The 24,314-nt window shown below is 70.9% G+C and carries 21 protein-coding genes and 2 tRNA genes; 18 read left to right on the top strand and 5 right to left on the bottom strand.

Annotation, left to right across the window (positions count from 1 at the left end; genetic code table 11):
- Nucleotides 1–38: 38 nt before the first annotated feature.
- From ACFWFI_RS12720 to ACFWFI_RS12680, 9 genes are all read left to right on the top strand, one after another.
- Nucleotides 39–191: a hypothetical protein gene (locus ACFWFI_RS12720; RefSeq protein ID WP_358978571.1), complete on the top strand. Its 153-nt coding sequence runs from the start codon at nt 39–41 to the stop codon at nt 189–191.
- A gap of 84 nt (nt 192–275) precedes the next feature.
- Nucleotides 276–437, top strand: coding sequence for a hypothetical protein (locus ACFWFI_RS12715; RefSeq protein WP_164493695.1), 162 nt, complete (start codon nt 276–278; stop codon nt 435–437).
- A 38-nt stretch (nt 438–475) separates the two neighbouring features.
- Complete coding sequence (gene nadD / locus ACFWFI_RS12710; RefSeq protein WP_203186197.1) at nt 476–1,093, top strand: nicotinate-nucleotide adenylyltransferase; 618 nt, start codon at nt 476–478, stop codon at nt 1,091–1,093.
- A 19-nt stretch (nt 1,094–1,112) separates the two neighbouring features.
- Nucleotides 1,113–2,870: an LCP family protein gene (locus tag ACFWFI_RS12705; RefSeq protein WP_387388447.1), complete on the top strand. Its 1,758-nt coding sequence runs from the start codon at nt 1,113–1,115 to the stop codon at nt 2,868–2,870.
- Nucleotides 2,871–2,933: 63 nt separating this feature from the next.
- The gene (gene rsfS / locus ACFWFI_RS12700) at nt 2,934–3,365 is read left to right on the top strand and encodes a ribosome silencing factor (protein ID WP_010062919.1); all 432 of its coding nucleotides are present in this window, start codon (nt 2,934–2,936) and stop codon (nt 3,363–3,365) included.
- Nucleotides 3,362–4,015 (top strand): histidine phosphatase family protein, encoded by a 654-nt coding sequence (locus ACFWFI_RS12695; protein WP_387388474.1) that lies wholly within the window; start codon nt 3,362–3,364, stop codon nt 4,013–4,015. Before rsfS ends, ACFWFI_RS12695 begins: the two co-directional genes overlap by 4 nt.
- A gap of 116 nt (nt 4,016–4,131) precedes the next feature.
- Nucleotides 4,132–4,204 (top strand) — tRNA-Ala (locus ACFWFI_RS12690).
- 439 nt (nt 4,205–4,643) lie between these two features.
- The gene (locus ACFWFI_RS12685; protein WP_033305681.1) at nt 4,644–4,877 is read left to right on the top strand and encodes a hypothetical protein; all 234 of its coding nucleotides are present in this window, start codon (nt 4,644–4,646) and stop codon (nt 4,875–4,877) included.
- A gap of 158 nt (nt 4,878–5,035) precedes the next feature.
- Nucleotides 5,036–5,108 (top strand) — tRNA-Ala (locus tag ACFWFI_RS12680).
- Nucleotides 5,109–5,210: 102 nt separating this feature from the next.
- On the opposite strand, the gene ACFWFI_RS12675 is transcribed toward ACFWFI_RS12680, so the two are convergent.
- Together ACFWFI_RS12675 and ACFWFI_RS12670 are read right to left on the bottom strand one after the other, a co-directional pair.
- The gene (locus ACFWFI_RS12675) at nt 5,211–6,785 is read right to left on the bottom strand and encodes an NADH-ubiquinone oxidoreductase-F iron-sulfur binding region domain-containing protein (RefSeq protein ID WP_387388444.1); all 1,575 of its coding nucleotides are present in this window, start codon (nt 6,783–6,785) and stop codon (nt 5,211–5,213) included.
- Nucleotides 6,782–8,041: a hypothetical protein gene (locus ACFWFI_RS12670; RefSeq protein ID WP_387388441.1), complete on the bottom strand. Its 1,260-nt coding sequence runs from the start codon at nt 8,039–8,041 to the stop codon at nt 6,782–6,784. Before ACFWFI_RS12670 ends, ACFWFI_RS12675 begins: the two co-directional genes overlap by 4 nt.
- Nucleotides 8,042–8,526: 485 nt before the next feature.
- On the opposite strand from ACFWFI_RS12670, the gene leuS reads away from it, so the two are divergent.
- The 5 genes from leuS to ACFWFI_RS12645 all read left to right on the top strand — a co-directional run bounded on the left by leuS (nt 8,527) and on the right by ACFWFI_RS12645 (nt 17,319).
- Nucleotides 8,527–11,400 carry a leucine--tRNA ligase gene (gene leuS / locus ACFWFI_RS12665; RefSeq protein WP_387388439.1) on the top strand — a complete coding sequence of 958 codons (2,874 nt, stop codon included), beginning with the start codon at nt 8,527–8,529 and terminating at the stop codon, nt 11,398–11,400.
- Between the two features lie 246 nt (nt 11,401–11,646).
- On the top strand, nt 11,647–12,345 hold the full coding sequence (locus ACFWFI_RS12660; RefSeq protein WP_387388436.1) for a hypothetical protein: 699 nt from the start codon (nt 11,647–11,649) through the stop codon (nt 12,343–12,345).
- A gap of 180 nt (nt 12,346–12,525) precedes the next feature.
- Nucleotides 12,526–13,371 carry a DegV family protein gene (locus tag ACFWFI_RS12655; RefSeq protein WP_387388435.1) on the top strand — a complete coding sequence of 282 codons (846 nt, stop codon included), beginning with the start codon at nt 12,526–12,528 and terminating at the stop codon, nt 13,369–13,371.
- Between the two features lie 394 nt (nt 13,372–13,765).
- Entirely contained in the window at nt 13,766–14,761 is a 996-nt protein-coding gene (locus ACFWFI_RS12650; protein WP_387388433.1) for a helix-hairpin-helix domain-containing protein, read from the top strand.
- Nucleotides 14,758–17,319, top strand: coding sequence for a ComEC/Rec2 family competence protein (locus ACFWFI_RS12645; RefSeq protein ID WP_387388430.1), 2,562 nt, complete (start codon nt 14,758–14,760; stop codon nt 17,317–17,319). Before ACFWFI_RS12650 ends, ACFWFI_RS12645 begins: the two co-directional genes overlap by 4 nt.
- 244 nt (nt 17,320–17,563) lie before the next feature.
- Here ACFWFI_RS12645 and ACFWFI_RS12640 read toward each other — a convergent pair whose 3' ends face one another.
- Nucleotides 17,564–18,019: a pyridoxamine 5'-phosphate oxidase family protein gene (locus ACFWFI_RS12640; RefSeq protein ID WP_387388427.1), complete on the bottom strand. Its 456-nt coding sequence runs from the start codon at nt 18,017–18,019 to the stop codon at nt 17,564–17,566.
- 100 nt (nt 18,020–18,119) lie between these two features.
- Between ACFWFI_RS12640 and ACFWFI_RS12635 the strand changes: the two genes are divergently transcribed.
- Both ACFWFI_RS12635 and ACFWFI_RS12630 read left to right on the top strand, forming a co-directional pair.
- Entirely contained in the window at nt 18,120–18,944 is an 825-nt protein-coding gene (locus ACFWFI_RS12635; RefSeq protein WP_387388425.1) for an arylamine N-acetyltransferase family protein, read from the top strand.
- A 231-nt stretch (nt 18,945–19,175) separates the two neighbouring features.
- Nucleotides 19,176–20,060, top strand: coding sequence for a YceI family protein (locus ACFWFI_RS12630; RefSeq protein WP_387388471.1), 885 nt, complete (start codon nt 19,176–19,178; stop codon nt 20,058–20,060).
- A 72-nt stretch (nt 20,061–20,132) separates the two neighbouring features.
- Here ACFWFI_RS12630 and ACFWFI_RS12625 read toward each other — a convergent pair whose 3' ends face one another.
- Nucleotides 20,133–20,378, bottom strand: coding sequence for a hypothetical protein (locus ACFWFI_RS12625; RefSeq protein WP_387388422.1), 246 nt, complete (start codon nt 20,376–20,378; stop codon nt 20,133–20,135).
- 95 nt (nt 20,379–20,473) lie between these two features.
- On the opposite strand from ACFWFI_RS12625, the gene holA reads away from it, so the two are divergent.
- A complete protein-coding gene (gene holA / locus ACFWFI_RS12620) occupies nt 20,474–21,463 on the top strand; it encodes a DNA polymerase III subunit delta (RefSeq protein ID WP_387388421.1) in 990 nt (329 codons plus the stop codon).
- A gap of 426 nt (nt 21,464–21,889) precedes the next feature.
- Here holA and rpsT read toward each other — a convergent pair whose 3' ends face one another.
- Complete coding sequence (gene rpsT, locus ACFWFI_RS12615; protein ID WP_014156344.1) at nt 21,890–22,156, bottom strand: 30S ribosomal protein S20; 267 nt, start codon at nt 22,154–22,156, stop codon at nt 21,890–21,892.
- A gap of 215 nt (nt 22,157–22,371) precedes the next feature.
- Between rpsT and lepA the strand changes: the two genes are divergently transcribed.
- Complete coding sequence (lepA, locus tag ACFWFI_RS12610) at nt 22,372–24,246, top strand: translation elongation factor 4 (RefSeq protein ID WP_387388418.1); 1,875 nt, start codon at nt 22,372–22,374, stop codon at nt 24,244–24,246.
- Nucleotides 24,247–24,314: the final 68 nt, after the last annotated feature.

Genomic DNA, 24,314 nt, shown 5'->3' with positions numbered 1-24,314 from the left:
GTGCGGGGGGCTGTGGATAACTTTGAGGAGCGCCCGGAATGCCGCATACCGCCGTCATGCTCGCCGCCGTGTCCGAGGACCAGGGACCGGGTAACACGCTCCGCGTCGTGCTGCTCGTCGCACTCGTCGGAGCTGCCCTGCTCGCCTGGTTCCTGCTGCGCGGATACGGCAACGACGACAACAACGACTGAGTCGGCGTGAGCGTGCCCGTGACGCCCGCATACGATGTGCGCGACGTCTCCCTCCTGATTCCCGATGGATAGGTCCTGCAGAAGATGAGCCTCTCGAGCACCGCGCACCAGCTGGTCACCCTCGCCTCCGAAGGCGAGCAGGGTGGTAACCACGAAAGCCTCAGCCCGTACCTCACCGGTGGCGGCGCGCTCTTCGTGCTGCTGCTCCTGCTGTGGATCACCACCCGTTTCAACCGAGACCGCTGAGGCAGAGGCGAACAGCTGTACCAGTAGGGTCTGCACGCATGGGAGAGCAGGAAGTGCCTACCGGCCGCGGCAAGCGCCGACTCGGCGTGATGGGCGGGACTTTTGACCCGATCCATCACGGACACCTGGTGGCGGCCAGCGAAGTGGCCGCCCACTTCCACCTGGACGAGGTCATCTTCGTCCCGACCGGGCAGCCTTGGCAGAAGAGCCACAAGCAGGTGTCCCCGGCCGAGGACCGCTATCTGATGACCGTCATCGCGACGGCGTCCAACCCGCAGTTCTCGGTGAGCCGCAGCGACATCGACCGCGGCGGACCGACGTACACGATCGATACTCTGCGGGATCTGCGCACGGTCCACGGTGACGCGGACCTCTTCTTCATCACCGGCGCCGACGCCCTGTCCCAGATCCTGACCTGGCGGGACGCCGAGGAGCTGTTCTCGCTCTCCCACTTCATCGGTGTGACCCGGCCGGGTCACCTGCTGACGGACGACGGCCTGCCCAAGGGCGGGGTCTCGCTGGTGGAGGTGCCGGCACTGGCGATCTCGTCCACAGACTGCCGTGCCAGGGTCGCGCAGGGGGAGCCGGTCTGGTATCTGGTGCCGGACGGTGTCGTCCGCTACATCGACAAGCGCCAGCTGTACCGCGGCGAATGAGCCACGGAGAGGGGCACCTGTGAACGACCGACAGAACCCGTACGACCCGTACCAGCAGCCGCAGATCATCGGCTACGACGAGTACGGGCAGCCGGTCTATCAGCAGCAGGGGCAGCAGCAGTACGACCCGTACGCCCAGCAGCAGCCGCAGCAGCCGCAGCAGCCGCAGCAGCCTCAGCAGGACGGGCAGTCGCAGCAGGGCTACGGCTACGACCCGTACGCCGGTGCGCAGCAGCAGTACGACCCGTACGCCGGCCAGCACACCCAGCATCAGGCGCAGCAGCCCCAGCAGGCGCAGCAGCCCCAGCAGGGATACGGGTACGACGACAACTACGGCGCGTACGGCTACGACACGGGCCGGCAGCCCGCCGTGGACGACTCCACCCAGCAGTGGGCCGCGGCCCCGGCCCCTGCCGCACCGGCGGCGGCACCGCCACCGCCGGTGCCGGGACAGCGGCGCGAGCCCGAACCGGCGGCCGAGGCCGCCGTTCCCGGACAGCGCAGGGCCGACGGCGACCGCGGCACGGAGCAGTTCTCCTTCATCGAGGAGCCCGACGAGGACTCCGAAGATGTCATCGACTGGCTGAAATTCACCGAGAGCCGCAGCGAGCGGCGCGAAGAGGCACGCCGACGCGGGCACAACCGGATGGTCGCGCTGATAGTCGTCGTGGCCCTGGTGGTCGTCGGCGGAGCGGGCTACCTCTGGTTCGCCGGAAAGATCCCCGGAGTCTCGAGCAAGGACGAGCAGAACACCACGGCGACGGGCCCGCAGAAGCGGGACGTGATCGTCGTCCATCTGCACAACACAAAAAAGGGCGGCACCTCGACGGCGCTGCTCGTCGACAACGTCACCACCGAGCAGGGCACCACCGTCCTGCTCCCCAACTCGCTGGGCGTGGCCGCGGAGGACGGATCCACCACCACGCTCGGCAAGTCCGTCGACGAAGACGGGTCCACCGGCACCCGTGAGGCGATCGACACCCTGCTCGGAACCAGCATCAGCGGCACCTGGCGACTCGACACCCCGTACCTCGAGAACCTCGTAGAGCTCGTGGGCAACATCGAGGTCGACACCGACACGGCTGTCCCCGACTCCAAGAAGGGCGCCTCGCCGCTCGTGAACAAGGGGGAGGGGCAGACGCTGAGCGGCCCGATGGCCGTCGCGTACGCCACCTACCAGGGCGCGGGCGAGCCGGAGGCCAAGCAGCTGATGCGCTTCGGCCAGGTCATGCGGAGCGTGCTGCGCAAGCTGTCGGAGGACCCCAAGGCCGCGACCGTCACCATCGAGACCCTCGCGCAGATCCTCGACCCCTCGCTGCCGGAGCAGGACCTCGGTGCCTCCCTGGCGAAGCTCGCCGGGCACGCCAAGGTGGGCGACTACAAGACGGAGCTGCTCCCGGTCCAGAGCGACGGAACCCTCACCGAGAAGGCCACCGCGAGCGTCGTCAAGGACGTCCTGGGCGGCAAGGTGAAGGCCCCTGACCAGGGCGCGGCAGTACGCGTGGGCATCAAGAACGCCACGGGGAACACGAAGGGTACGGAGTACGCCAGGGTCCAGCTCGTCAACGGCGGCTACGCCTTCGTCGACAGCGGCAAGGCGGACGCCGCGACGTCGTCCGAGGTGGTCTACGGGGCCGCGGAGGACAAGGCGAAAGCCGTCGAGGTCGCCAAGACCCTGGGGCTGCCGGAGAGCTCGGTGAAGAAGGGCGAACCTGCCGCGAACGCCGACGTGTCCGTCGCTCTCGGACAGGACTACAAGATCCCCGAGCAGACGTAGTAAGGGCTGTCGGCGGTCCGTGAGACCCTAGAGGTCGATCTGACCGCCGACGAAAGCCTGCATGTGACCGCCACGGACCGCTCCATCGAGCTCATCAACGCCGCCGCCCAGGCGGCGGCCGACCGGCTCGCGCACGACATCATCGCCTACGACGTCAGCGACGTGCTGTCGATCACCGACGCCTTCCTGCTGGCCTCGGCTCCCAACGACCGCCAGGTCAAGTCGATCGTCGACGAGATCGAGGAGCGGCTGCAGAAGGAGCTCGGCGCCAAGCCGGTACGCCGCGAGGGCGACCGCGACGCCCGCTGGATCCTCCTCGACTACGTCGACATCGTGATCCACGTCCAGCACAGCGAGGAGCGCGTGTTCTACGCGCTCGAGCGCCTGTGGAAGGACTGCCCCGAGATCGCCCTCCCCGAGGACGCGATCAAGACACGTGGCAAGGCCGAGGAGCACGCCCAGCTCAACGGCGGCACGGAAGGTGACCAGAGCTGAACGGCAGCAGGAGCGGCAGGGGCCGCAAGATCGTCCTTTGGCGCCACGGCCAGACGGCGTGGAATCTGGAGCGACGTTTCCAGGGCTCCACGGACATCGAGCTGACCGAGACCGGCGTCGGTCAGGCCCGCCGCGCCGCCCGGCTGCTCGCCTCGCTGCAGCCGGACGCGATCGTGGCGTCCGACCTGCGGCGGGCAGCGGCCACGGCCGCCGAGCTCGCCTCGGTCACCGGCCTCGACGTCGCACACGACTCCGCGTTGCGCGAGACGTATGCGGGCGCCTGGCAGGGCCTCACGCACGAGGAGATCATCGGGCAGTACGGCGAGCAGTACGCCGCGTGGAAGCGCGGTGAGCCGGTCCGCAGGGGCGGTGGAGAGCTGGAGACCGAGGTCGCCGACCGGGCGGCACCCGTCGTGCTCGAGCACGCCGGCAAACTGCCCGACGCGGGCACGCTCGTCGTCGTGAGCCACGGTGGCACGATCCGGACGACCATCGGCCGTCTGCTCGGGCTCGAGTCCCACCACTGGGAGGGGCTCGGCGGGCTTTCCAACTGCTGCTGGTCCGTGCTGGGCGAAGGCGCGCGTGGGTGGCGTCTGCTCGAGCACAACGCCGGGACGCTCCCCGAACCGGTGCTCGGGGACGACGATTAGCGGGCGCCCGGAGGCACTCTCCGGGGGGCGGGGGCCGGATTTCACTTTCCGGCTCGTCGCAGGCTAAAGTTCTTCTTGTTCGCAGCGCGGAAACGCAGGGAAACACAGCGGACAGCGGGGCTATAGCTCAGTTGGTAGAGCGCCTGCATGGCATGCAGGAGGTCAGGAGTTCAATTCTCCTTAGCTCCACAGTCAAGATCCCGTCCCCGACAGGGGGCGGGATCTTTTTTTGCCGGTTGTACGGAACCGGTGCGGCGGCTCGCGCCGGTCATGCCTCAACTGCCCTGGCCCGCCTGGGACAAGGGCGGAGGGGGTGCTCCGGAGCCGTCTTCGCAGGTACGCCGGTCGGCCCCGTGCGCTTCCTTCAGGACAAAGGCGGGCGGTGGGGCGGTCGTCGGGCTGACCCCCTTGCGGGGTCATGGCAGAATCGGAGCGCCGGAGGGGGCGACGGACCGATCGGGAGGGAGCGCGATGCCTGCGAGCCGCGTACGGGCCCCGGGCCCGCTCCTTGCCCCCGCCGTGACCCACCGCTCCACCCTCCACGGCTTCACCGCGACCCGCTCCCTCGGCACCTCGCACGAGGGTCCCTTCGCGTGCACGGCCTGCGGCCACCCTCGGAGCTGACCGGATGGGTGCACACAGGCGGAAATGCGACTGGTGCGGCAGCGGTACGCCCATCGTCAGGGACATGGACCCCGTCAACGCGGAGTTCCAGTACTGGTGTGAGGAGTGCGCGCGGGCGCTGATCATAAAAGGCGACCCCATCGAGACGTACCGGGAGCTCGAGGGGGAGCCCATCTACGGCCGGCTCCTGGAGGAGCACTGCACCCTCAAGCGGTTCTACTCCTTCGCCACCGCCTGACGCGGTCCCTCCGGTCAGACTGCTCGCGGTCGGAGCAACCGCTGGTCAGGGCATCGCTCACCGGTCATATCCAGACAGAGTGGAAACGATTTTTGATGGGCCGGTGGGACCGTGTAATGTTCTCGATGTCGCCAGGGAAACCGGGTGGCAAACAGCACGGGGCTATAGCTCAGTTGGTAGAGCGCCTGCATGGCATGCAGGAGGTCAGGAGTTCAATTCTCCTTAGCTCCACAGTTTGAGAAGCGGGTCATCCGAATCGGGTGACCCGCTTCTTGTCGTATCCGTCACCTCTGTCGTGTCCGGGCACCTCTGCGGTGTCCGGGCGGCGTGCGGTCAGCCGCGTCCGCTGCCCAGGGCCCTGCGCTGGGCGCTCGGGAGTGCGGGGCGTTCCGCGGGCGCCTGTTCGATACGGAGGGCAAGGGCGGGGCATCGTCGTACGGCGCGCTGGGCCCGGCCCCGCAGGTGCACGGGAACGGCGGCGTCCGCGAGCGCCGGATAGCCGTCGGGGCCCAGCCGGATCAGCTCCGGAACGATGTCCGCGCAGAGACCGTGTCCCTGGCAGAGCGTCCAGTCGACCGCCAGCTTCTCGCCGCTGGGGATGGACTCCTCCAGGTCCTCGTAGCCGGGGGAGGGCAACGGCAGCACCCCCAGCGTCTCCCGCCCGCAACCGCCGTCCAGCACGTGCGCGGCGAGGTCGTCGGTGAACGCCGAGAGGGTGGACGTCAGGAAGCGGGCGGATCCGTCCGGGTGTTTGCACGCCCCGCGGCCCTTCACGGCCTGGGTCACCTCGCGGAGCGCCTCCAGAGCGGCGGGCCCGCCGCCGTTCAGTACGTCGGAGAGGCCGCCCGCAGCGGCAGGCAGGCCCAGCTTGCACGGGCCGCACTGGCCCGCTGTCTCGGCGGCCAGCCAGTTCGCGATCCTCAGCGATTCGCCGATCGGACAGGTCTCCGGCCCGATCGGCAGGATGGCGCCGGCGCCGAGTGCGCCGCCCGCCGCGGCCAGGGAGGCTCTGGAGACCACGGCGTCGTGCGAGGCGATCGCGTCGATCCAGTTGCCGTGATAGCCGCCGGTGAGCACGCCCTGGGGCAGCGGCGGCGCGCCCGCCAGCTGCAGGACGTACCGCAGGGGCACCCCGGTGGGTACCTCGATCACCATCGGGCGTGCCACGGCCCCGGAGACCGTGAGCAGGACCGTGCCGGGCTCGTCGGGCAGGCCGGTGTGCCCGTAGCGGCGGGACCCGAGCCGGGCGGCGACGGCGAGCTGGGCGTAGGTCTCCGCGTTGGACAGGAGGGTCGGGGCGCCGGCCACCCCGGACTCCGCGGCGCGCTCGCGGCGGCCCGGCGGCAGGGCGGGGCCGCCGTTCACCGCCCGGATGACCGCCGATGCCTCCCCGGAGACCATGCGCTCCGGGGTGCGCACCACCCGGGCGCGGAGATGCTGCCCGCGCCGGTCCGACAGACCGCGCTCGGCCAGAGCGGCCCGCACGGAGATCTCCGTGGAGTTGCGCGTGACGGCCACCACCAGTGTGCGTGCGCCGAGTGCCTCAGCGGCGAGCAGGGCGCCGTCGAGGATGAGATGCGGGGCGCGGTTGAGCAGCACGGTGTCCTTGCGGCAGGCGGGCTCGCCCTCGCTGCCGTTGATCACGACGACCGGCCGCACCCCGCGCCGTATGGACGCCTTCGCGACCGCGCGCAGCTTCTTCCCGAAGGGGAAGCCCGCGCCGCCGCGTCCGCGCAGCGATACGGACTCGGCCAGTTCGGCGAGCCGCTCGCCGGTCATCGGTTCGAGTGGGCCGTGCACCTTCAGGTGCATGGCGAGGTCGAGGCGTTCCACGAGGTCGAAGCCGGTGGTCAGCTGGGGAAGCCCGACGACGCGGACCTCGGGCACATCGGGGAGGGGGACGTTCACGGTCGGTCTCCTGCTGGTGCGTGCCAGGGCTCTCCCGCCGAGGGCGGATAGAGCGGCCCCGGTAGCTGCTCGGTCGTCTGGTCGGAGGCGGAGGCGGAGGCGGAGGCGGGGTCCGAGGGCGGGGCGTACGCGGGCCTCAGCGCCTGCGCGGGAGGCGCGGGGGACGGCGTGGGCCAGCGGTCGTCCCTTCGCTCCGTCGGCGGCCCGGAAGGCCGGGAGACGGCCCGGTACGCCGCGGAGATGCCGGGCCGGGGCCCTGTGGACGGCGACGGTGCCGGAACGGTGCCCGGGGTGAGCCGCTCGGAGCTGCGCGGCGGGGGTTCGTACAGGGGCGGGGGTTCGTACAGAGGGGTGTCGTACTGCTGTTGTCCGTGCAGCGGTTGCCCGTACGGCTGGGACCCGTACCCCGGCGGTTCGTACGAGAGGGCTCCGGGCGGCTCCGGGGCGGCGAGTGTCCGGGGGCGGACCGGGGTGCCGCGTATGCCGCGGTCGTCGCCCCAGCCGGGCGCGTCGGGCGGCAGACCCCGGCCGGGCGGTGGAGGCACGGGTTCCGAACCAGGGGGCGGGGAAGGGCGTATGACCGGATCCGATGCGGACGGAGGGGCGTCCGAGCCGATCAGGTCGGTGACCAGTTCGGTGAGCAGGCGCTTGGCCGGGACGGGGAGCAGGCGCAGGGCGACCGCGGCGGCCACCGCGGTCAGGCAGAGCATGTACATCACGACGACCCAGGTCGCGGGCTGCCGGCCGGCGTACAGGCCGTGCACCAAGGCGGAGCACCACGCCGGGTAGGCCAGTGCGTGCAGCGCGCGCCAGCGGCCGGCGATCCTGCCCGGGGTCGCGAAGGCGCTGCGCATGGCCCCGGTGGCCGCGGCGACGATCATCAGCAGCCCGGCCAGTGAGCCGAAGCCGATGAGACCCGCGGTGCCGCTCACGCCCATGCCGAACGGTATGAGAGCGCCGAGCAGACCGACGTGCCCCAGGGCGACCTTCACGGTGCCGTGCAGCAGGAGGAAGGCGAGTGAGGTGACGGCGGCGGCCCGGTGGATGCCCTGGCAGACGAGCCGCTGGCGGGTCGAGAGGAATACCCGGTCGGTGGCCAGCAGACCCCAGGCGACCGCTGCGGTGAGGGAGACCAGCGTCAGGACGCCGGTGGTGAAGTCGAACGTGGCACGCATGCCGTCGCTCCCCGCGACGGCGAGCAGGGGTATGAGCACCAGCGCCGCGACGGTCAGCCCGCCCTGCACCGGGCGGCTCATTCCTGGGCCGGTGCTCAGGGAGGGGGAGGAGCGGATCCTGCGATGAGGCTTCATGGGGGGCGACTCCGAATGGCTCGGCAAAGCGGTCCCGTTGCCGCATGCTAGGTCGCCGTTTACCGGCCGGTACGAGGTTTGAACTGTTGCCCCGATAGGGGGCAGTACGCGGAGTAACCTCCGGAGTGTGTGGGTCATGTGGAAGGTTGGCGCGGATCGCGTGCCTTCCGGTCCCGGGGGCGGCGCGGCCCCACGCGGCCTTTCGGCGGCATATGTGCCGGGCCGGGTCCCGGGCCCGTGCGGTACCCTGACGCCATGCGTGCCGTACGCCTTCTGCTCAGCGAGCCGCGCTGATCACTCCCGACCGGTGAGAATGCCTGGTCGGACTCGGCGCGGCGTCCCCTCCTGTGCGAGGGGATTTTTCGTTTCCGTAGACGTGTGTCCGTAAACGTGGGCGCCGGCAGATGACGATCGATGGAGCTTTGAGGATCATGAGCGAGACGAATACCGCGGCCGAGGTGGCCGCGCCGCACCGCTACACGGCAGCGATGGCCGCCGACATCGAGGCACGCTGGCAGGACTTCTGGGACGCCGAGGGGACGTACGAGGCGCCCAATCCGACCGGTGACCTGGCGGACGATCCGGAGCTGGCCGCCAAACCGAAGCGCTTCATCATGGACATGTTCCCGTACCCCTCGGGCGCAGGTCTGCATGTCGGCCATCCGCTGGGCTACATCGCCACCGACGTCTACGCCCGCCACCAGCGGATGACGGGGCACAACGTCCTGCACACCCTGGGCTTCGACGCGTTCGGCCTGCCGGCCGAGCAGTACGCCGTGCAGACGGGCACACACCCGCGGGCCTCCACCGAGGCCAACATGGAGAACATGAAGGTCCAGCTGCGACGGCTGGGCCTGGGCCACGACAAGCGCCGCTCCTTCGCGACGATCGACGCGGACTACTACAAGTGGACCCAGTGGATCTTCCTGCAGATCTTCAACTCCTGGTACGACGCCGAGGCCGACCGGGCCCGCCCGATCGCCGAACTGGTCGCCCAGTTCGAGAGCGGTGAGCGCCCGGTCCCCGACGGCCGCGAGTGGGGTGCGCTGAGCGCCGCCGACCGCGCCGACATCCTGGGGCAGTACCGCCTGGCGTACGCCTCGGACGCGCCCGTCAACTGGTCGCCCGGGCTGGGCACCGTGCTGGCCAACGAAGAGGTGACGGCCGACGGCCGCTCCGAGCGTGGAAACTTCCCGGTCTTCAAGGCCAAGCTGCGCCAGTGGAACATGCGCATCACCGCCTACGCGGACCGGCTGCTGAACGACCTGGACGGGCTGGACTGGCCCGAGGCCATCAAGCTGCAGCAGCGCAACTGGATCGGCCGTTCCGAGGGTGCGCGCGTCGACTTCCCCGTCGACGGAGCCGGGGACATCACCGTCTTCACCACCCGTCAGGACACCCTGTTCGGTGCGACCTACATGGTGCTGGCGCCCGAGCACGAGCTGGTCGAGCGGATCATCCCCGCCGCCTGGCCCGAGGGCACCCATCCGGTGTGGACCGGCGGCCACGCGAACCCGGCCGAGGCCGTCACCGCGTACCGCAAGCAGGCCGCCGCCAAGTCGGACGTGGAGCGGCAGGCCGAGGCCAAGGACAAGACCGGTGTCTTCACGGGGTCCTACGCGACCAACCCGGTCAGCGGCGAGAAGGTCCCCGTCTTCATCGCCGACTACGTTCTGATGGGCTACGGCACCGGCGCGATCATGGCGGTACCGGCGCACGACGCGCGCGACTTCGCCTTCGCGCGCGCCTTCGAGCTGCCGATGCGCTGTGTCGTCGAGCCGTCGGACGACCGCGGTACGGACGCCTCCACCTGGGAGGACGCCTTCGCGTCGTACGACGCGAAGCTGGTCAACTCCGCGAACGACGAGATCTCCCTGGACGGCCTGGGCGTCGTCGACGCCAAGGCGAAGATCACCGAATGGCTGCAGGCGCACGGCGTCGGCGAGGGCACCGTCAACTTCCGGCTGCGTGACTGGCTGTTCAGCCGTCAGCGCTATTGGGGAGAGCCCTTCCCGATCGTGTACGACGAGGAGGGCATCGCCCACCCGCTGCCCGAGTCGATGCTGCCGCTGGAACTGCCCGAGGTCGAGGACTACTCGCCGCGCACCTTCGACCCGGAGGACGCCGACACCAAGCCCGAGACCCCGCTGTCCCGGAACGCCGACTGGGTCAACGTCACCCTGGACCTGGGCGACGGTGCTGGTCCGCGAAATTACCGCCGCGAGACCAACACCATGCCGAACTGGGCGGGTTCCTGCTGGTACGAGCTGCGCTACCTGGACCCGAACAACGACCAGCGGCTGGTCGACCCGGCGATCGAGCAGTACTGGATGGGGCCGCGCGAGGGACAGCCCACCGGAGGCGTCGACCTGTACGTCGGCGGCGCGGAGCACGCCGTACTGCACCTGCTGTACGCCCGTTTCTGGTCCAAGGTGCTGCACGACCTGGGGCACATCTCGTCCGCCGAGCCGTTCCACAAGCTGTACAACCAGGGCATGATCCAGGCCTTCGTCTACCGGGACAGCCGCGGTATCGCGGTCCCGGCGGCCGAGGTCGAGGAGCGCGACGGGGCGTACTACCACGCGGGCGAGAAGGTCAGCCGCGTCCTGGGCAAGATGGGCAAGTCCCTGAAGAACGCCGTGACGCCCGACGAGATCTGCGGTGAGTACGGGGCGGACACCCTGCGGCTGTACGAGATGGCCATGGGCCCGCTGGACGTCTCGCGTCCCTGGGACACCCGGGCCGTGGTCGGCCAGTACCGGCTGCTGCAGCGGCTGTGGCGCAACGTCGTCGACGAGGAGACCGGTGAGGTCACCGTCGTGGACACCGAGCCCGGCGAGGACACGCTGCGGGCGCTGCACAAGGCCATCGACGGTGTCGGCCAGGACATGGCGGGGATGCGCTTCAACACCGCCATCGCCAAGGTCACCGAGCTGAACAACCACCTGACGAAGGCGGGGGGTCCGCTGTCGCGCTCGGTCGCCGAGCGGCTGGTGCTGCTGATCGCGCCGCTGGCGCCGCACGTGGCGGAGGAGCTGTGGCGCCGGCTGGGCCACAGCGAGTCCGTCGTGCACCAGGACTTCCCGGTCGCCGACCCGGCGTACGTCGTGGACGAGACCGTGACCTGCGTGGTGCAGATCAAGGGCAAGGTCAAGGCGCGCCTGGAGATCTCCCCGTCGATCTCGGACGAGGAGCTGGAGGCGCTGGCGCTGGCCGACGAGAACGTCGTCGCCGCGCTGGGCGGTGCGGGCATCCGCAAGGTGATCGTGCGGGCGCCGAAGCTGGTCAACATCGTCCCCGCGTAACAGCACCCGGGTGGTCCGGGTCCATGTGTGAGGGCGTCGGGGTGGTCCCGGGCGTCACGCGTGACGCCATCGGCGTGGTCCGGGGCGGCCATGTGTGACGGCATCGGGCAGCCCGTGCGGACGTGCCAGGGCTTTCCCCTACGGGCAGGTTGAGGGGTTCCGGAGGAACCCTCGGCCTGCCCGTTCCGTTTACGGTAGAAGGGGCGACCGCACACGGGCAGCCGATTCGACGACCGAGGGGCGTTCATGGAAGCCGTGATCCTGATCCTGACGCTGCTGTTCGTGGCGTTCATGGCGCTCGGGGTGTATGCCGGGGTGAAGACGGTGCGCGCGGCCAAGCGCGGTGTGGACCGGACGATCACGCAGGCGCGCCGCTCCGTGGAGGACACCGCGCTGCGGGCAAAGAGCTACGGCCAGCCGGGTGTGCCGGGGGAGCTCGCCCAGCTGAGGCTCACGCTGCGTACATCGATGAGGGCCACCCAGGACGCGCTGAACGCCGGGGCGGCGGAGGACGCCTCCCTCTCGGAGTCGCTGGGGCTCTTCGAGCGTCTGAGCGCGCACGGCCGCGAGCTCGACAACGACCTCAAGCGGCTGGAGCGCGAGCCGGACCGGGCGACGGTGGCCACGATGCTGCCCGGCCTGAAGGAGCGCACGGAGCGCATCACACACTCGGCGGAATCTCTGCGCTGGGCGGCGCGTGACCGGGCCAGGCAGTTCGCCGACGACGATCTGGCCGCGCTCAACGCGCAGATCGACCTCGAGGCCGGGGCCCTGCGTCACTGGACGACCGAGGAGCAGCCCGCGGCACCCCGGGGCGAGGCGGCCGGGCACAGTTGGAGCGGACCGGCAGATGAACAGACGCCGCCGTCGCTCACCCCTCCGGACCCGCGGCTGCGCACCGAGTATCCGTGGCAGAAGTCCGCCAGGCCGGAGACGACGAACTGACGCCTATCGGCTGCGTAGACGCAGACCGCGGCGGGGCGGCGACGGAATGTGTTCGAACGGGCCCTGAACGCCTCCGAAAAGTCGGAGGTGCGTCAAGGATGGATACCGGACCGACCGGAAATGATCAGCAGGTCGGGCCCGGGCTGCCGTCCCCCCGCCCCGGAAGGTAACCTCCGGCTCATGTCCCGCCATGTCGCGATCGTCACCGATTCAACGGCCTACCTGCCGCCCCAGACGATGGAACGGCACGGCATCACCGCGGTGCCGCTGACCGTCGTCCTGGGCGATCAGGCACTGGAGGAAGGCACGGAGATCTCGGCCCGGTCGCTGGCGCTGGCCCTGCAGAAGCGCCGGTCCGTGACCACGTCACGGCCCAGCCCGGACGTCTTCGCCGCCACGTACCGCGCCGTGGCCGATGCGGGGGCCACCGGCATCGTCTCCCTCCATCTGTCGGCGGAGTTCTCCGGCACGTACGACGCCGCCGTGCTCGCAGCGAAGGACGCGCCCGTTCCGGTGCGAGTGGTCGACACCGGCATGGTCGCCATGGCCCTGGGATTCTGCGCGCTGGCCGCCGCCGAGGCGGGCGAGGCGGGCGGTGGTCTGGACGAGGCGGTCGCAGCGGCCGAGAAGCGGGCGGCGGGGACGTCGGCGTTCTTCTACGTCGACACGCTGGACTACCTGCGCCGAGGCGGGCGCATCGGTGCCGCGCAGGCGCTGCTGGGGTCGGCCCTGGCTGTAAAGCCCCTGCTTCAACTGGCCGGTGGTCGTATCGAGATGCTGGAGAAGGTGCGGACCGCGTCCAAGGCGATCGCGCGGCTCGAAGAGATCGTCGCCGCTCAGGCCGGCACGGGTGCGGTGGACATCGCCGTTCACCACCTGGCCGCTCCGGACGGGGCCGAGCGGCTGGCGGAACGGCTGCGAGGGCGGGTCCCGGGTCTCGTCGACCTGCATGTGAGCGAGGTCGGTGCGGTGATCGGGGCCCACACCGGGCCGGGGCTGCTGGGAGCGGTGGTCGCACCGCGCTGAACGCCACTCCGTCGGGTGACGTAGTTATCCACAACTGGTGAGTTATCCACCGTAATTGGGGCGTCCCGGCAGAATTCTGCGGAAGTGTCTAGCGTCGTGAAACATGACCTTCCGAACACTTCACCCATCCAGCCGTGCCGCCGACCGGCAGGGACTCACCGGCGGCGCTGCGGGCCCGGCCCCGCACCGGCTCGCGGATCTGCCTGCGCATGCAGCCGTGGACCCGCCCACGCACCCGGCCGCGCCTCGGGCCACGCATCGCGCGGCGCATCGTGTGTCCCGCGGGTCCGGCCCGGGGCGTACCCGGTACAGGCCCGGTGTCCGCCCCGGTGGAGCGGCCGGTACCTCGCCCGGCACCGCGTCCGGGGCCCGGCACGGGCGCCGACGGCGCACCGTGCGTGGACCGGACGCCGAGATCGCAGCAGCTTCCCGGCTCCGGGCGGACGCGCTCGTGGGGTCCGGCCGGCCGGCGACTGCGGCGGCAGGGGTGGGCGCGGCCGCGGCGCTGTCCGGTGAGCCCGGACGTGCCCGCGCGGCGCCATCCTGGGCGGTGGACCCGCCGCCGCGCCCGGCGATCGATGTGAACACCACGGCCGCCCCGCAGACCGGGTCCGCACTCCCGCTGCGGCACGAGGCGCCTGGTGCCTCCGCCGCCAGGCCGCGGTGGTGGCGAGAAGCCGGGCCCGCGCTGCGCGACCGGTTACCCCTGTGGGTGCAGTCGCGATGCGGCCTGGAGCCACGAGCGCTTGCCGCGCTGGCCGTTGTCCTGGTCGGGGCCGCGGTACTCGCGGCGACACACTTCTGGTCGGCCCGTCCGGAGGCCGTGCGCGCTCCCGACCGTGTCACGGAGGCCGCCGCGGTCCAGGCGGACGGGGCAGAGTCCCCGAACGCCCGGATGCCCGGTGGCACGCCCGGTCCGGACACGGGATCGCGGACCGGCGCCGCCTCCGGCGGACAGATCGTCGTGGATGTGAGCGGCAAGGTCCGACGGCCGGGGATCCAGTATCTGCCGGTGGGTTCACGCGTCGCGGACGCCCTGCGCGCCGCAGGAGGTGTCCGCGCGGGCGCCGATGTCACCGCACTCAACCGCGCGCGTGTCCTGACGGACGGCGAGCAGGTAGCGGTGGGCCTGCCCGGCGCGCCGCCCCCCGCGGGTGGAACGGGAGCAGGCGGCGCGGCGGGACAGGCCGGGCCGGCTGCGCCCCTGAGCCTCGGCACGGCCACCGTCGAGCAGCTCGAAACCCTGCCAGGTGTCGGCCCGGTGCTCGCCCAGCACATCGTCGACTACCGCACCGAGCACGGGGGTTACCGCTCCGTGGACGAGCTCCGTGAGGTCAACGGCATCGGGGACCGCCGGTTCGCGGACCTCCGTCCGCTGGTCAGGCCGTGAACGGTCCTGACGTCCACACGGATTCGGGGCGACGGCTGGGCGCCGCCGACCCGCGCCAGGAAGCCCCGGCCGATCTGCGGCTGGTCCCTCCGGCCCTGGCCGCCTGGGCGGCAGCCGCCCTGGCACTGGGGGCCTCGGGCCGCTGGGTGATGGTCGGGGCGGTTCTCTGTGCGTGCGCCGGGCTGGGCCTCATCGCCGTACCCCGGTTCCTTCCGCGAGCAGAACCCCAGGGCATGGCGGGTCCGGCAGGGCGGGCCGTTCCGTCGGCCGGGCCTCCAGGGCCTGCCGGGCACCCCAGGCACGCGGGGACCCGTATCACGGCCGCGGCCGCAGTCCTGCTCTGCGCGGCTGCGGGGGCGGCGGCGGCCGGGCTCCATGGCGCGGATGCCCGGAGCGGTCCGGTCCCCGGACTGGCGGAGTCGTATGCGCGGGTCGAAGCGGAGGTGACCGTCACGTCCGATCCCCGGCAGACCCGGCCGCGAGTACGGGGCGACCACAGCACCCCCGCATCCCTGCTCCTGGACGCCGAGGTCGACACGCTGACCGCCCCCGACGGCACGGTCACCAGGCTCCGCACCCCGGTCCTCGTCATGGTCGCCCCCGGTGGTGCGGCGGCACGGTGGCAGCGGCTGCTGCCCTCGACAGGCCTCCGCATCAGCGGGCGGCTCGCACCACCGCGTCACGAGGGGGAGCGCATCGCAGCGGTGCTCGGCACCGACGCGGACGACCCTCCGCGGGTCACCGCGGAGCCCACCCCTCTCCAACGCGCCGCAGGGCGACTGCGGTCAGGCCTGCGGGAGGCCACCGACGGACTCGACGCCGATGCGCGGGCACTCCTGCCGGGGCTCGTCGTCGGCGACACCTCACGGGTTCCGCCCGACCTGCACGACGCCTTCAAGGCCACCGACCTCACCCACCTGCTCGCCGTGTCGGGCGCCAACCTGTCGATTCTGCTCTTCCTCCTCATCGGCCCACCGGGTACGGCGCTGCGCAGTGAACGCCGCGGGCTGGCCCCCCGGCTGGGCATCTCCCTGCGCACGACCGCCCTGGCCGGTGGCGGGATCGCGCTCGCCTTTGTGATCGTCTGCCGTCCCGAGCCGAGCGTCATACGCGCGGCTGCCTGCGGCGCGATCACCCTGCTCGCCATCGGGACAGGCCGGCGCAGATCCCTGCTCCCCGCGCTGGCCGCGGCCGTTCTGCTGCTGGTGCTGTACGACCCGTGGCTGGCCCGCAGTTACGGGTTCCTGCTGTCCGTGCTCGCCACCGGGGCACTGCTGACCCTCGCACCGAGGTGGAGCGGTGCACTTCAGCGGCACGGGGTCCCGGCACGGCTCGCCGAGGTGCTGGCCGCTGCGGGAGCCGCTCAGGCGGTCTGCGCACCTGTGGTCGTGGTCCTCGCGTCGCGGGTCAGCCTGGTGGCGATTCCCTGCAATCTGCTGGCCGAATTCGCGGTGGCGCCCGCGACGGTCCTGGGTTTCGCCGCGCTCGCCGTGGCCCCCGCGTCCATACCGGTGGCGGAAGTGCTGGCCGAAGTCGCAGGCCTGCCCGTCGGGTGGATCGCGTCAGTGGCCCGCACCGGGGCCGCACTTCCCGGAGCGGAAGCCGACTGGCCGGGCGGCTGGCGCGGCGCCGCGCTCCTCGCCGTCCTCACGGCCCTGCTGGTGCTGTCGGCCCGCCGCCTGGCCCGCCACCCCTGGGTCTGCTCCGCCGCCGCGCTCCTGCTGGTGCTCGCGGTGCTGAGACCCGTGCCGCTCACCCGGCTCATGACGGGATGGCCGCCGCCGGGCTGGGCCTTCGCGCTCTGCGACGTCGGACAGGGGGACGCCATGGTGCTCGCCGCCGGGGAGGGCACGGGGGTGGTCGTGGACACCGGCCCTGAACCCCGCCTCGTGGACCGGTGCCTGCGCGACCTCGGCATCACCCGGGTGCCTCTTCTGCTGCTGACCCACTTCCATGCCGATCACGTGCGCGGCCTCCCCGGTGTGCTGAGGGGCCGCGAGGTCGGCGCGATCCAGACGACGAGTCTCGACGAACCGCCGGAGCAGGCAGCCTTCGTGAGGCGAACGGCCGCGGCGGCGAACGTCCCGACGGTGCGGGCCGTTCCGGGGGAGCGACGCCGGGCGGGCCCCCTCGACTGGCAGGTGCTCTGGCCTGCGGCCGGGTCGCCGGGGGCGGCGCCGGCCTATGTGACCGAGGAACCGAACGATTCCAGCGTCACGCTTCTCGTCCGGTCCGGCGGACTGACCCTGTTGCTCCTCGGCGATCTCGAACCCCCGGCTCAGCAAGGGGTACTGCGCAGCCATCCGGCACTGCCCAGGGTGGACGTGCTCAAGGTCGCGCACCACGGTTCCGCGCATCAGGACACCGCCCTCCTGCGCAGCGCGCACCCGAGGCTGGCGCTGATCAGCTGCGGTACGGACAACCCGTACGGTCACCCGGCGGCCCGCACGGTCGAAGCACTCGAGGCGACAGGAGCGAAGGTTCTGCGCACCGATGTCCATGGTGCGATCGCGGTGACGGGCGCCGGCGTGGAGCTGCGTGCGGCAGGCCGGTCGTGACCGCGAGGCGCGCCGCGTGCCCCCGCTGCCCAGCCGGCCCCTGCCGCTGCCGGAGGGGCGCCCCGTCAGTACGTCCCTCGAGACCAGGACGTCCCCCGAGGCTAGGACGTCCCCCGAGACCAGGCCGGCCCTCGAGACCAGGCCGGCCCTCAATATCAGGCAGGCCTTCGACACCAGGCGGCAGGCTCCGCCGAGTCTGTCCCGGCTGTCAGGCCGACGTGCCCTGCCGATCAGGTCACCGCTGTCAGACCAGCCAGGTTCCGTCGAGCATGAGTTCGCGCCCTGCCAGTTCGTTCTCCTCGCGCCACGCCTTGACGGTGTACGGCGTGATGCGGAGATACACCCACGCGGGGCGCCCGCGCAGGTCCCAGCTGAGCTTCTCGGCGAAGGCGTCCCCAGACCCGGCGGGAAGATCCGCGCCCTCGACGATCTCGGCCGTACCCTCGATCAGCACCACATCGCGGGTGTGCCCGAGAGTGACTCTGACCTGCCCGGACGGGGTCACATTGACCGCCGTCGGATTGGTGCGCCGGGTGGCCAGCAGCAGCGTGTCCTGGTCCCACACGAACGACAAGGGCACCAGGCACGGCACACCGTCGGCGGAGGCCGTCGCGACCCAGACGTCTTCGTCCTTCTCCAGACGATCGAGTGCATCCTGCTTGCGCTGTTCCGGGCCGCGTGCCGACTCTCGCTCCGTCATGGCCCACACGCTAGCCATCGGCGGTGGTCTCCACATCAGTCGGCGGTCCTAGGTCCAGGGGTCAATGGCGCCGCCCGGCGCTCCGCGACAGACTTCCTGCATGAACGAGGAACGGCAGCAGCCGGCCCACGCGCCCGCCCTTGCCTGGACGGACGCCTATCTGGAACGCATCGGCGCAACCCGCCCCGCCCGCGCGGACGCTGCGGCACTGCGGGAGCTGCAGCGGCGCCACCTGATGACCGTGCCCTTCGAGAACCTCTCGATCCATCTCGGCCAGGACATCGTCCTGGAGGAGGAGAAGCTCGTCGACAAGATCGTGACGGACCGCAGGGGCGGCTTCTGTTACGAGCTCAACGGCGCCTTCGCCGCGCTGCTGCGCGAACTGGGCTTCGGGGTCACCCTGCTTCAGGCACGGGCTTTCGGCGACGGCGGACGCCTCGGCATCCCGTACGACCACGTCGCACTGCGCGTGGAGACCGACGACGGTACGGGCCCCTGGCTCGCCGATGTCGGGTTCGGCGACCACGCCCTGCGCCCGCTCGAGCTGGGGGCACGCACCGAACAGGACGACCCCCGCGGCACGTTCCGATTCCGGGAGGCGCCGCAGGGAGACCTCGATCTGCTGCGCGACGGTTCACGGCAGTTCCGCCTGGATCCGCGGCCGCGTGTGCTGGCGGACTTCCGGGCCGGGGCCTGGTACCACCGCACCTCGCCGGATTCCCACTTCACCCGGTCACTCGTCTGCTCCCGGTGCACCGAGGACGGCCGGGTGACGCTCCGCGGCCGCACCTTGATCACGACTGTGCTGGGCGAGCGGGACGAGACGGAGTTGAACGACGACGCCGAGGTACTCGCCGCCTACCGCGACCACTTCGGTGTGACGCTCACCCACCCACCCGCGGTGCGCCCACCCCTGACCGCGTGACCTTGCGGTGCGCGAGCACCGCGGCCCCGCGCAATACGGACCTTCGGTAGTACCTCCGTACAGCGACGCACAGCTGGGCACACCTCGGCACAACCCACTCTGAGCTGCTGCGTTTGCCTCGAACGTCGCAACGGTGATCGAATGCGTATTCGTCGGCGGGCCGCTGCTCCGACAACGACGTCCGGCTGTCAGGGGTCCGAGGTGAGAACCGCCCCTGGGGAGTACGTGCACATGTTCGGCCGTTGGCTAGGCAGCAGAGCGAAGTCCGGCACCGCACAGAGCAACGCCCTCGCCGGGCTCTCGTTGCCTCAGGACGCCGGGATGCTGAGCTGCCGGGTGCTGGACCCCGTCTCCGAGCCCGTAAAGCAGGCCGACTTCGTCGTCACCGACAGCGCGGGCCGCAAGGTCGTCGGCGGAGAGACGGACCCCTTCGGGAACGTGGTCGCCACCGTCCCAACCGGCGACTACCGTCTGGGCGTCACGGCCGAGGGCTTCACTCCCTTCCACGGTTCGGTCACCGTGGCCCAGGGCGGTCACGCGAGCCTCGGCGACGTCTCCCTCCAGGTGGCCCAGCCCCCGCAGCTGCCCGATCCGGGTGACTGGGAGATCGAGCCGGCGCACACCCAGATCGGCTTCACGGCACGTCATATCGGCATGGCCCGGATCCACGGCAGGTTCAACACCTTCGCCGGTGCCGTTCGGATCGCCGACCGCATGGAGGACTCCGCCATGCACGTGATCATCGACGCCTCGTCGATCGACACGAACGTCCAGATGCGTGACGACCACCTGCGGTCCGGCGACTTCCTCGACATCGAGCGCTACCCGACCCTCGAGTTCTACAGCGAGCGCTTCGTCCACCGCGGCGGAACCCGCTGGGGCGTCACCGGCGCGCTCACCCTGCACGGTGTGAGCCGCACCGTCACGCTGGACACCCAGTACCTCGGTCTGGGCAACGGCCTGGAGGGCGAGACCCGGGCCGCCTGCCGGGCGACGACAGAGCTGCACCGCGAGGACTTCACGCTCACCTGGCAGACGATGCTGGCGCGCGGTATCGCCGTGGTCGGCCCCAGCATCAAGATCGAGATGGACATCCAGATCGTCCCCAAGGGCTGACAGAACTCGGGGTACCGGCGAGCGGCAACGGCGTGTACGGCCTGCACGGCGTATCCGCGTACGCCTTCGCCGCTAAGGCGCCTCCAGCCACCCCTCGTACTCCGCGGCGAAAGCGTCGAGCGCCGCGGAGTCGAGCCGTGCGGCCGGGTCCTCCACCACCACCAGCCACTGGGCGTCCTCGGCGTCGTCCTCGCCGGCCAGGGCATCCCGGACGAGCTGCGGTTCCTCGGTGACGCCGAACCGCTCGGCCAGTTCCCCGGCGACTTCCTCGGCCGTGTCGCGGCCGGGCAGCACCAGCACATGTCTCACATCGCTCACCCGGTCATTCTCCGGCAGGCCAGGTCCGGCTCGGTACGCCGGGGCGGGCGGCTGCCCCGCAGCGTTGTCACAGGGGCGTGGGATGCTGGACCGCGATGGCCACCAGACGTAATTCCACCGACGATCCGCTCGCCCCCGTCACGCTCGCCGTGGGTCAGGAGGATCTGCTCCTGGACCGTGCGGTGCAACATGTGGTGGCTGCGGCCCGCGCCTCCGACGCCGACACGGACGTCCGCGACCTCACCCCGGACCAGTTGCAGCCCGGCACGCTCGCGGAGCTCACCAGCCCTTCGCTCTTCGCCGAGCGCAAGGTGGTGATCGTGCGCAACGCGCAGGATCTCTCCGCCGACACCGTCAAGGACGTCAAGGCCTACCTGGGCGCACCCGCCGAGGAGATCACCCTCGTGCTGCTGCACGCGGGCGGGGCCAAGGGCAAGAGCCTGCTGGACGCGGTGCGGAAGGCGGGGGCGCGTGAGGTCGCGTGTCCCAAGACCACCAAGCCGGCCGAGCGGCTGTCCTTCGTGCGGTCGGAATTCCGGGCGCTCGGGCGCTCCGCTACCCCGGAGGCGTGCCAGGCGCTGGTGGACTCCATCGGCAGCGAGCTGCGGGAGCTGGCGAGTGCCGTCTCGCAGCTGGCCGCGGATGTCGAAGGCACCATCGACGAAGCTGTCGTCGGCCGCTACTACACGGGCCGGGCGGAAGCCTCCTCCTTCACCGTCGCGGACCGTGCGGTCGAGGGCCGGGCGGCGGAAGCGCTGGAGGCGCTGCGGTGGTCGCTGTCCACCGGCGTAGCCCCCGTCCTGATCACCAGCGCCCTCGCGCAGGGTGTCCGGGCGATCGGCAAGCTCTCCTCGGCCCGGGGTGGGCGCCCGGCGGACCTGGCCCGCGAGCTGGGCATGCCGCCCTGGAAGATCGACAGGGTCCGCCAGCAGATGCGCGGATGGACGCCGGACGGAGTGGCGGCGGCGCTGATCGCGGTCGCGGCGGCCGACGCCGGAGTCAAGGGCGGCGGGGATGACCCCGAGTACGCCCTGGAGAAGGCCGTGGTCGCCGTCGCCCGCGCGGCACGTGCCGGCGGCCGCTGAGCCTGGCCGCCTGACCGCCTGACCGCCTGACCGCCTGACCGCTGTACAGCCGGAGGCCGAAGCCCGGGGCGACACCCCCGCGTCCGGCCGCCGCACGACACCCCCGCGTCCGGCCGCCGCACCACATCCCCGCGTCCGGCCGCCCGACCACACCCCCCCCCGCGTCCGGCCGCCGAACCACACCCCCCGCGCCCGGCCCCGAACCCGAGCCGGACGGCCCCGCGGCCACGCCCCCGAGCCCCGCAGGAGGGCGCCACGCACGAAGGCCCCGGCCGTCGTCCTGGGGAGGACGTGGCCGGGGCCTTCGGTTCAAGCTCGGTGCGCCGCACCCGCGTGGCGAACGCAGGTTCGGTGTGCGGCGCGGGGTGCCGGTCAGGAGCGGGAGAGAGGGCCCGCTGAGTCCGTACCGGCGATCACATCAGTAGCTCAGCCCTGGAGGGCGGCAACCTTGAGAGCCAGCGCCGACTTCTTGTTGGCGGCGGCATTCTTGTGGATGACACCCTTCGAGACAGCCTTGTCGAGCTGGCGGGAGGCGTCACGGACGGCCACAGTGGCCTTCTCGACGTCACCGGCAGCGGCAGCCTCACGGGCCTTGCGGATCGAGGTCTTGAGCGAGGACTTGACGGCCTTGTTGCGCAGGCGCGCCTTCTCGTTCGTCTTGTTCCGCTTGATCTGGGACTTGATGTTCGCCACGAAAGAGCCTTTTCAGGTTCGTTGGATCTCCTATGTGCGCCACGCCGCTTCTGAGGGCCACGAGGCACAGCTGCCCACGGTAGCAGTCACCCTCGGACCGGCCCAAACCGGTCCCGGCCCCGCAGGCGTGGGACCATGGAGGCTACGTATCGATCCGTCCGACCCGACATCGACCCGAGACACGGCGTCCGGCGTCTCAAGAATCAGGACCCTGCGTGCCCGCGACTCCTACCAACGTGCCCGAGCCGAGCCGTACCGACCCGGCGCTGATCCGCAATTTCTGCATCATCGCGCACATCGACCACGGCAAGTCGACTCTTGCCGACCGGATGCTCCAGCTGACGGGAGTGGTCGACCAGCGGCAGATGCGCGCCCAGTATCTCGACCGGATGGACATCGAGCGCGAGCGTGGCATCACCATCAAGTCCCAGGCGGTCCGTCTGCCGTGGGCGCCCACCGAGGGCGAGGGCAAGGGCTCGACCCACATCCTCAACATGATCGACACCCCGGGCCACGTGGACTTCACCTACGAGGTCTCCCGTTCCCTGGCCGCGTGCGAGGGAACGGTCCTCCTGGTCGACGCGGCGCAGGGCATCGAGGCGCAGACGCTGGCCAACCTCTACCTGGCGATGGAGAACGACCTCACCATCGTCCCGGTGCTCAACAAGATCGACCTGCCCGCGGCGCAGCCCGAGAAGTTCTCCGAGGAGCTGGCCAACCTCATCGGCTGCCAGCCCGAGGACGTGCTCAAGGTCTCCGCGAAGACCGGTGTCGGAGTGGACGCGCTGCTCAACAGGGTCGTCCGGGACGTCCCGGCACCGATCGGCCAGGCGGACGCCCCCGCCCGCGCGATGATCTTCGACTCGGTCTACGACGCGTACCGCGGTGTCGTCACCTACGTCAGGGTCGTCGACGGCCAGCTCAACAAGCGTGAGCGCATCCGGATGATGTCGACGGGCGCCACCCACGAGCTGCTGGAGATCGGTGTCTCGTCCCCGGAGATGACACCGTCCGACGGCATCGGCGTGGGCGAGGTCGGCTACATCATCACCGGTGTGAAGGACGTCCGGCAGTCCAAGGTCGGTGACACCATCACCTCCCTGAACAAGGGTGCGACCAAGGCGCTGGGCGGCTACAAGGACCCCAAGCCGATGGTGTTCTCGGGGCTCTACCCCCTGGACGGCTCCGACTACCCGGACCTGCGCGAGGCCCTGGACAAGCTCCAGCTCAACGACGCCGCCCTGGTGTACGAGCCGGAGACCTCGGCCGCGCTCGGTTTCGGTTTCCGCGTCGGCTTCCTCGGCCTGCTGCACCTCGACGTGGTCCGTGAGCGCCTCGAGCGGGAGTTCGGTCTCGAGCTCATCGCCACCGCTCCCAACGTGGTCTACCGCGTGGAGATGGAGGACGGCTCGGAGCACACGGTCACCAACCCGAGCGAGTTCCCCGAAGGCAAGATCGACAAGGTGCACGAGCCGGTCGTGAGGGCCACGGTCCTGGCGCCCAGCGAGTTCATCGGCGCGATCATGGAGCTGTGCCAGAACCGGCGCGGGACCCTGCTCGGCATGGACTACCTGTCCGAGGACCGGGTGGAGATCCGCTACACCCTGCCGCTCGCCGAGATCGTCTTCGACTTCTTCGACCAGCTGAAGTCAAAGACCCGCGGTTACGCCTCGCTCGACTACGAGCCCACGGGGGAGCAGTCCGCCCAGCTCGTCAAGGTCGACATCCTGCTCCACGGCGACAAGGTCGACGCCTTCTCCGCGGTCACGCACAAGGACAAGGCGTACGCGTACGGCGTCCGGCTGGTCGCCAAGCTGCAGAAGCTCATCCCCCGGCAGAACTTCGAGGTGCCGATCCAGGCGGCCATCGGCTCCCGGGTCATCGCCCGTGAGACCGTCCGCGCCATCCGCAAGGACGTCCTCGCCAAGTGCTACGGCGGTGACATCTCCCGTAAGCGGAAGCTGCTGGAGAAGCAGAAGGAAGGCAAGAAGCGGATGAAGATGGTCGGCAACGTGGAGGTGCCGCAGGACGCGTTCATCTCCGTCCTGTCGACCGACGAGTCGGCCGGCGAGGGCAAGGCCAAGAAGTAGCATCCGCCCTGCCCCGCCCGGGATGACCCGGGAGTACGCCGTCGGGCGTACCCGGGAGTAGCCCAACG

Origin of the sequence: Streptomyces sp. NPDC060209, from assembly GCF_042728155.1 — a bacterium.
Lineage (GTDB): Bacteria > Actinomycetota > Actinomycetes > Streptomycetales > Streptomycetaceae > Streptomyces.
The sequence above is the reverse complement of the archived record's forward strand: the minus strand, read 5'-3'. Positions and strand labels throughout refer to the sequence as shown.

Coding starts and splice junctions, on each gene's coding strand:
- ACFWFI_RS12635 (WP_387388425.1), top strand. CDS start 18,120: ATGAACGAGGAACGGCAGCAGCCGGCCCACGCGCCCGCCCTTGCCTGG.
- leuS (WP_387388439.1), top strand. CDS start 8,527: ATGAGCGAGACGAATACCGCGGCCGAGGTGGCCGCGCCGCACCGCTAC.
- ACFWFI_RS12660 (WP_387388436.1), top strand. CDS start 11,647: ATGGAAGCCGTGATCCTGATCCTGACGCTGCTGTTCGTGGCGTTCATG.
- ACFWFI_RS12655 (WP_387388435.1), top strand. CDS start 12,526: ATGTCCCGCCATGTCGCGATCGTCACCGATTCAACGGCCTACCTGCCG.
- ACFWFI_RS12685 (WP_033305681.1), top strand. CDS start 4,644: ATGGGTGCACACAGGCGGAAATGCGACTGGTGCGGCAGCGGTACGCCC.
- ACFWFI_RS12670 (WP_387388441.1), bottom strand. CDS start 8,041: ATGAGCCGCCCGGTGCAGGGCGGGCTGACCGTCGCGGCGCTGGTGCTC.
- ACFWFI_RS12720 (WP_358978571.1), top strand. CDS start 39: ATGCCGCATACCGCCGTCATGCTCGCCGCCGTGTCCGAGGACCAGGGA.
- ACFWFI_RS12630 (WP_387388471.1), top strand. CDS start 19,176: ATGTTCGGCCGTTGGCTAGGCAGCAGAGCGAAGTCCGGCACCGCACAG.
- ACFWFI_RS12715 (WP_164493695.1), top strand. CDS start 276: ATGAGCCTCTCGAGCACCGCGCACCAGCTGGTCACCCTCGCCTCCGAA.
- holA (WP_387388421.1), top strand. CDS start 20,474: ATGGCCACCAGACGTAATTCCACCGACGATCCGCTCGCCCCCGTCACG.
- nadD (WP_203186197.1), top strand. CDS start 476: ATGGGAGAGCAGGAAGTGCCTACCGGCCGCGGCAAGCGCCGACTCGGC.
- ACFWFI_RS12640 (WP_387388427.1), bottom strand. CDS start 18,019: ATGACGGAGCGAGAGTCGGCACGCGGCCCGGAACAGCGCAAGCAGGAT.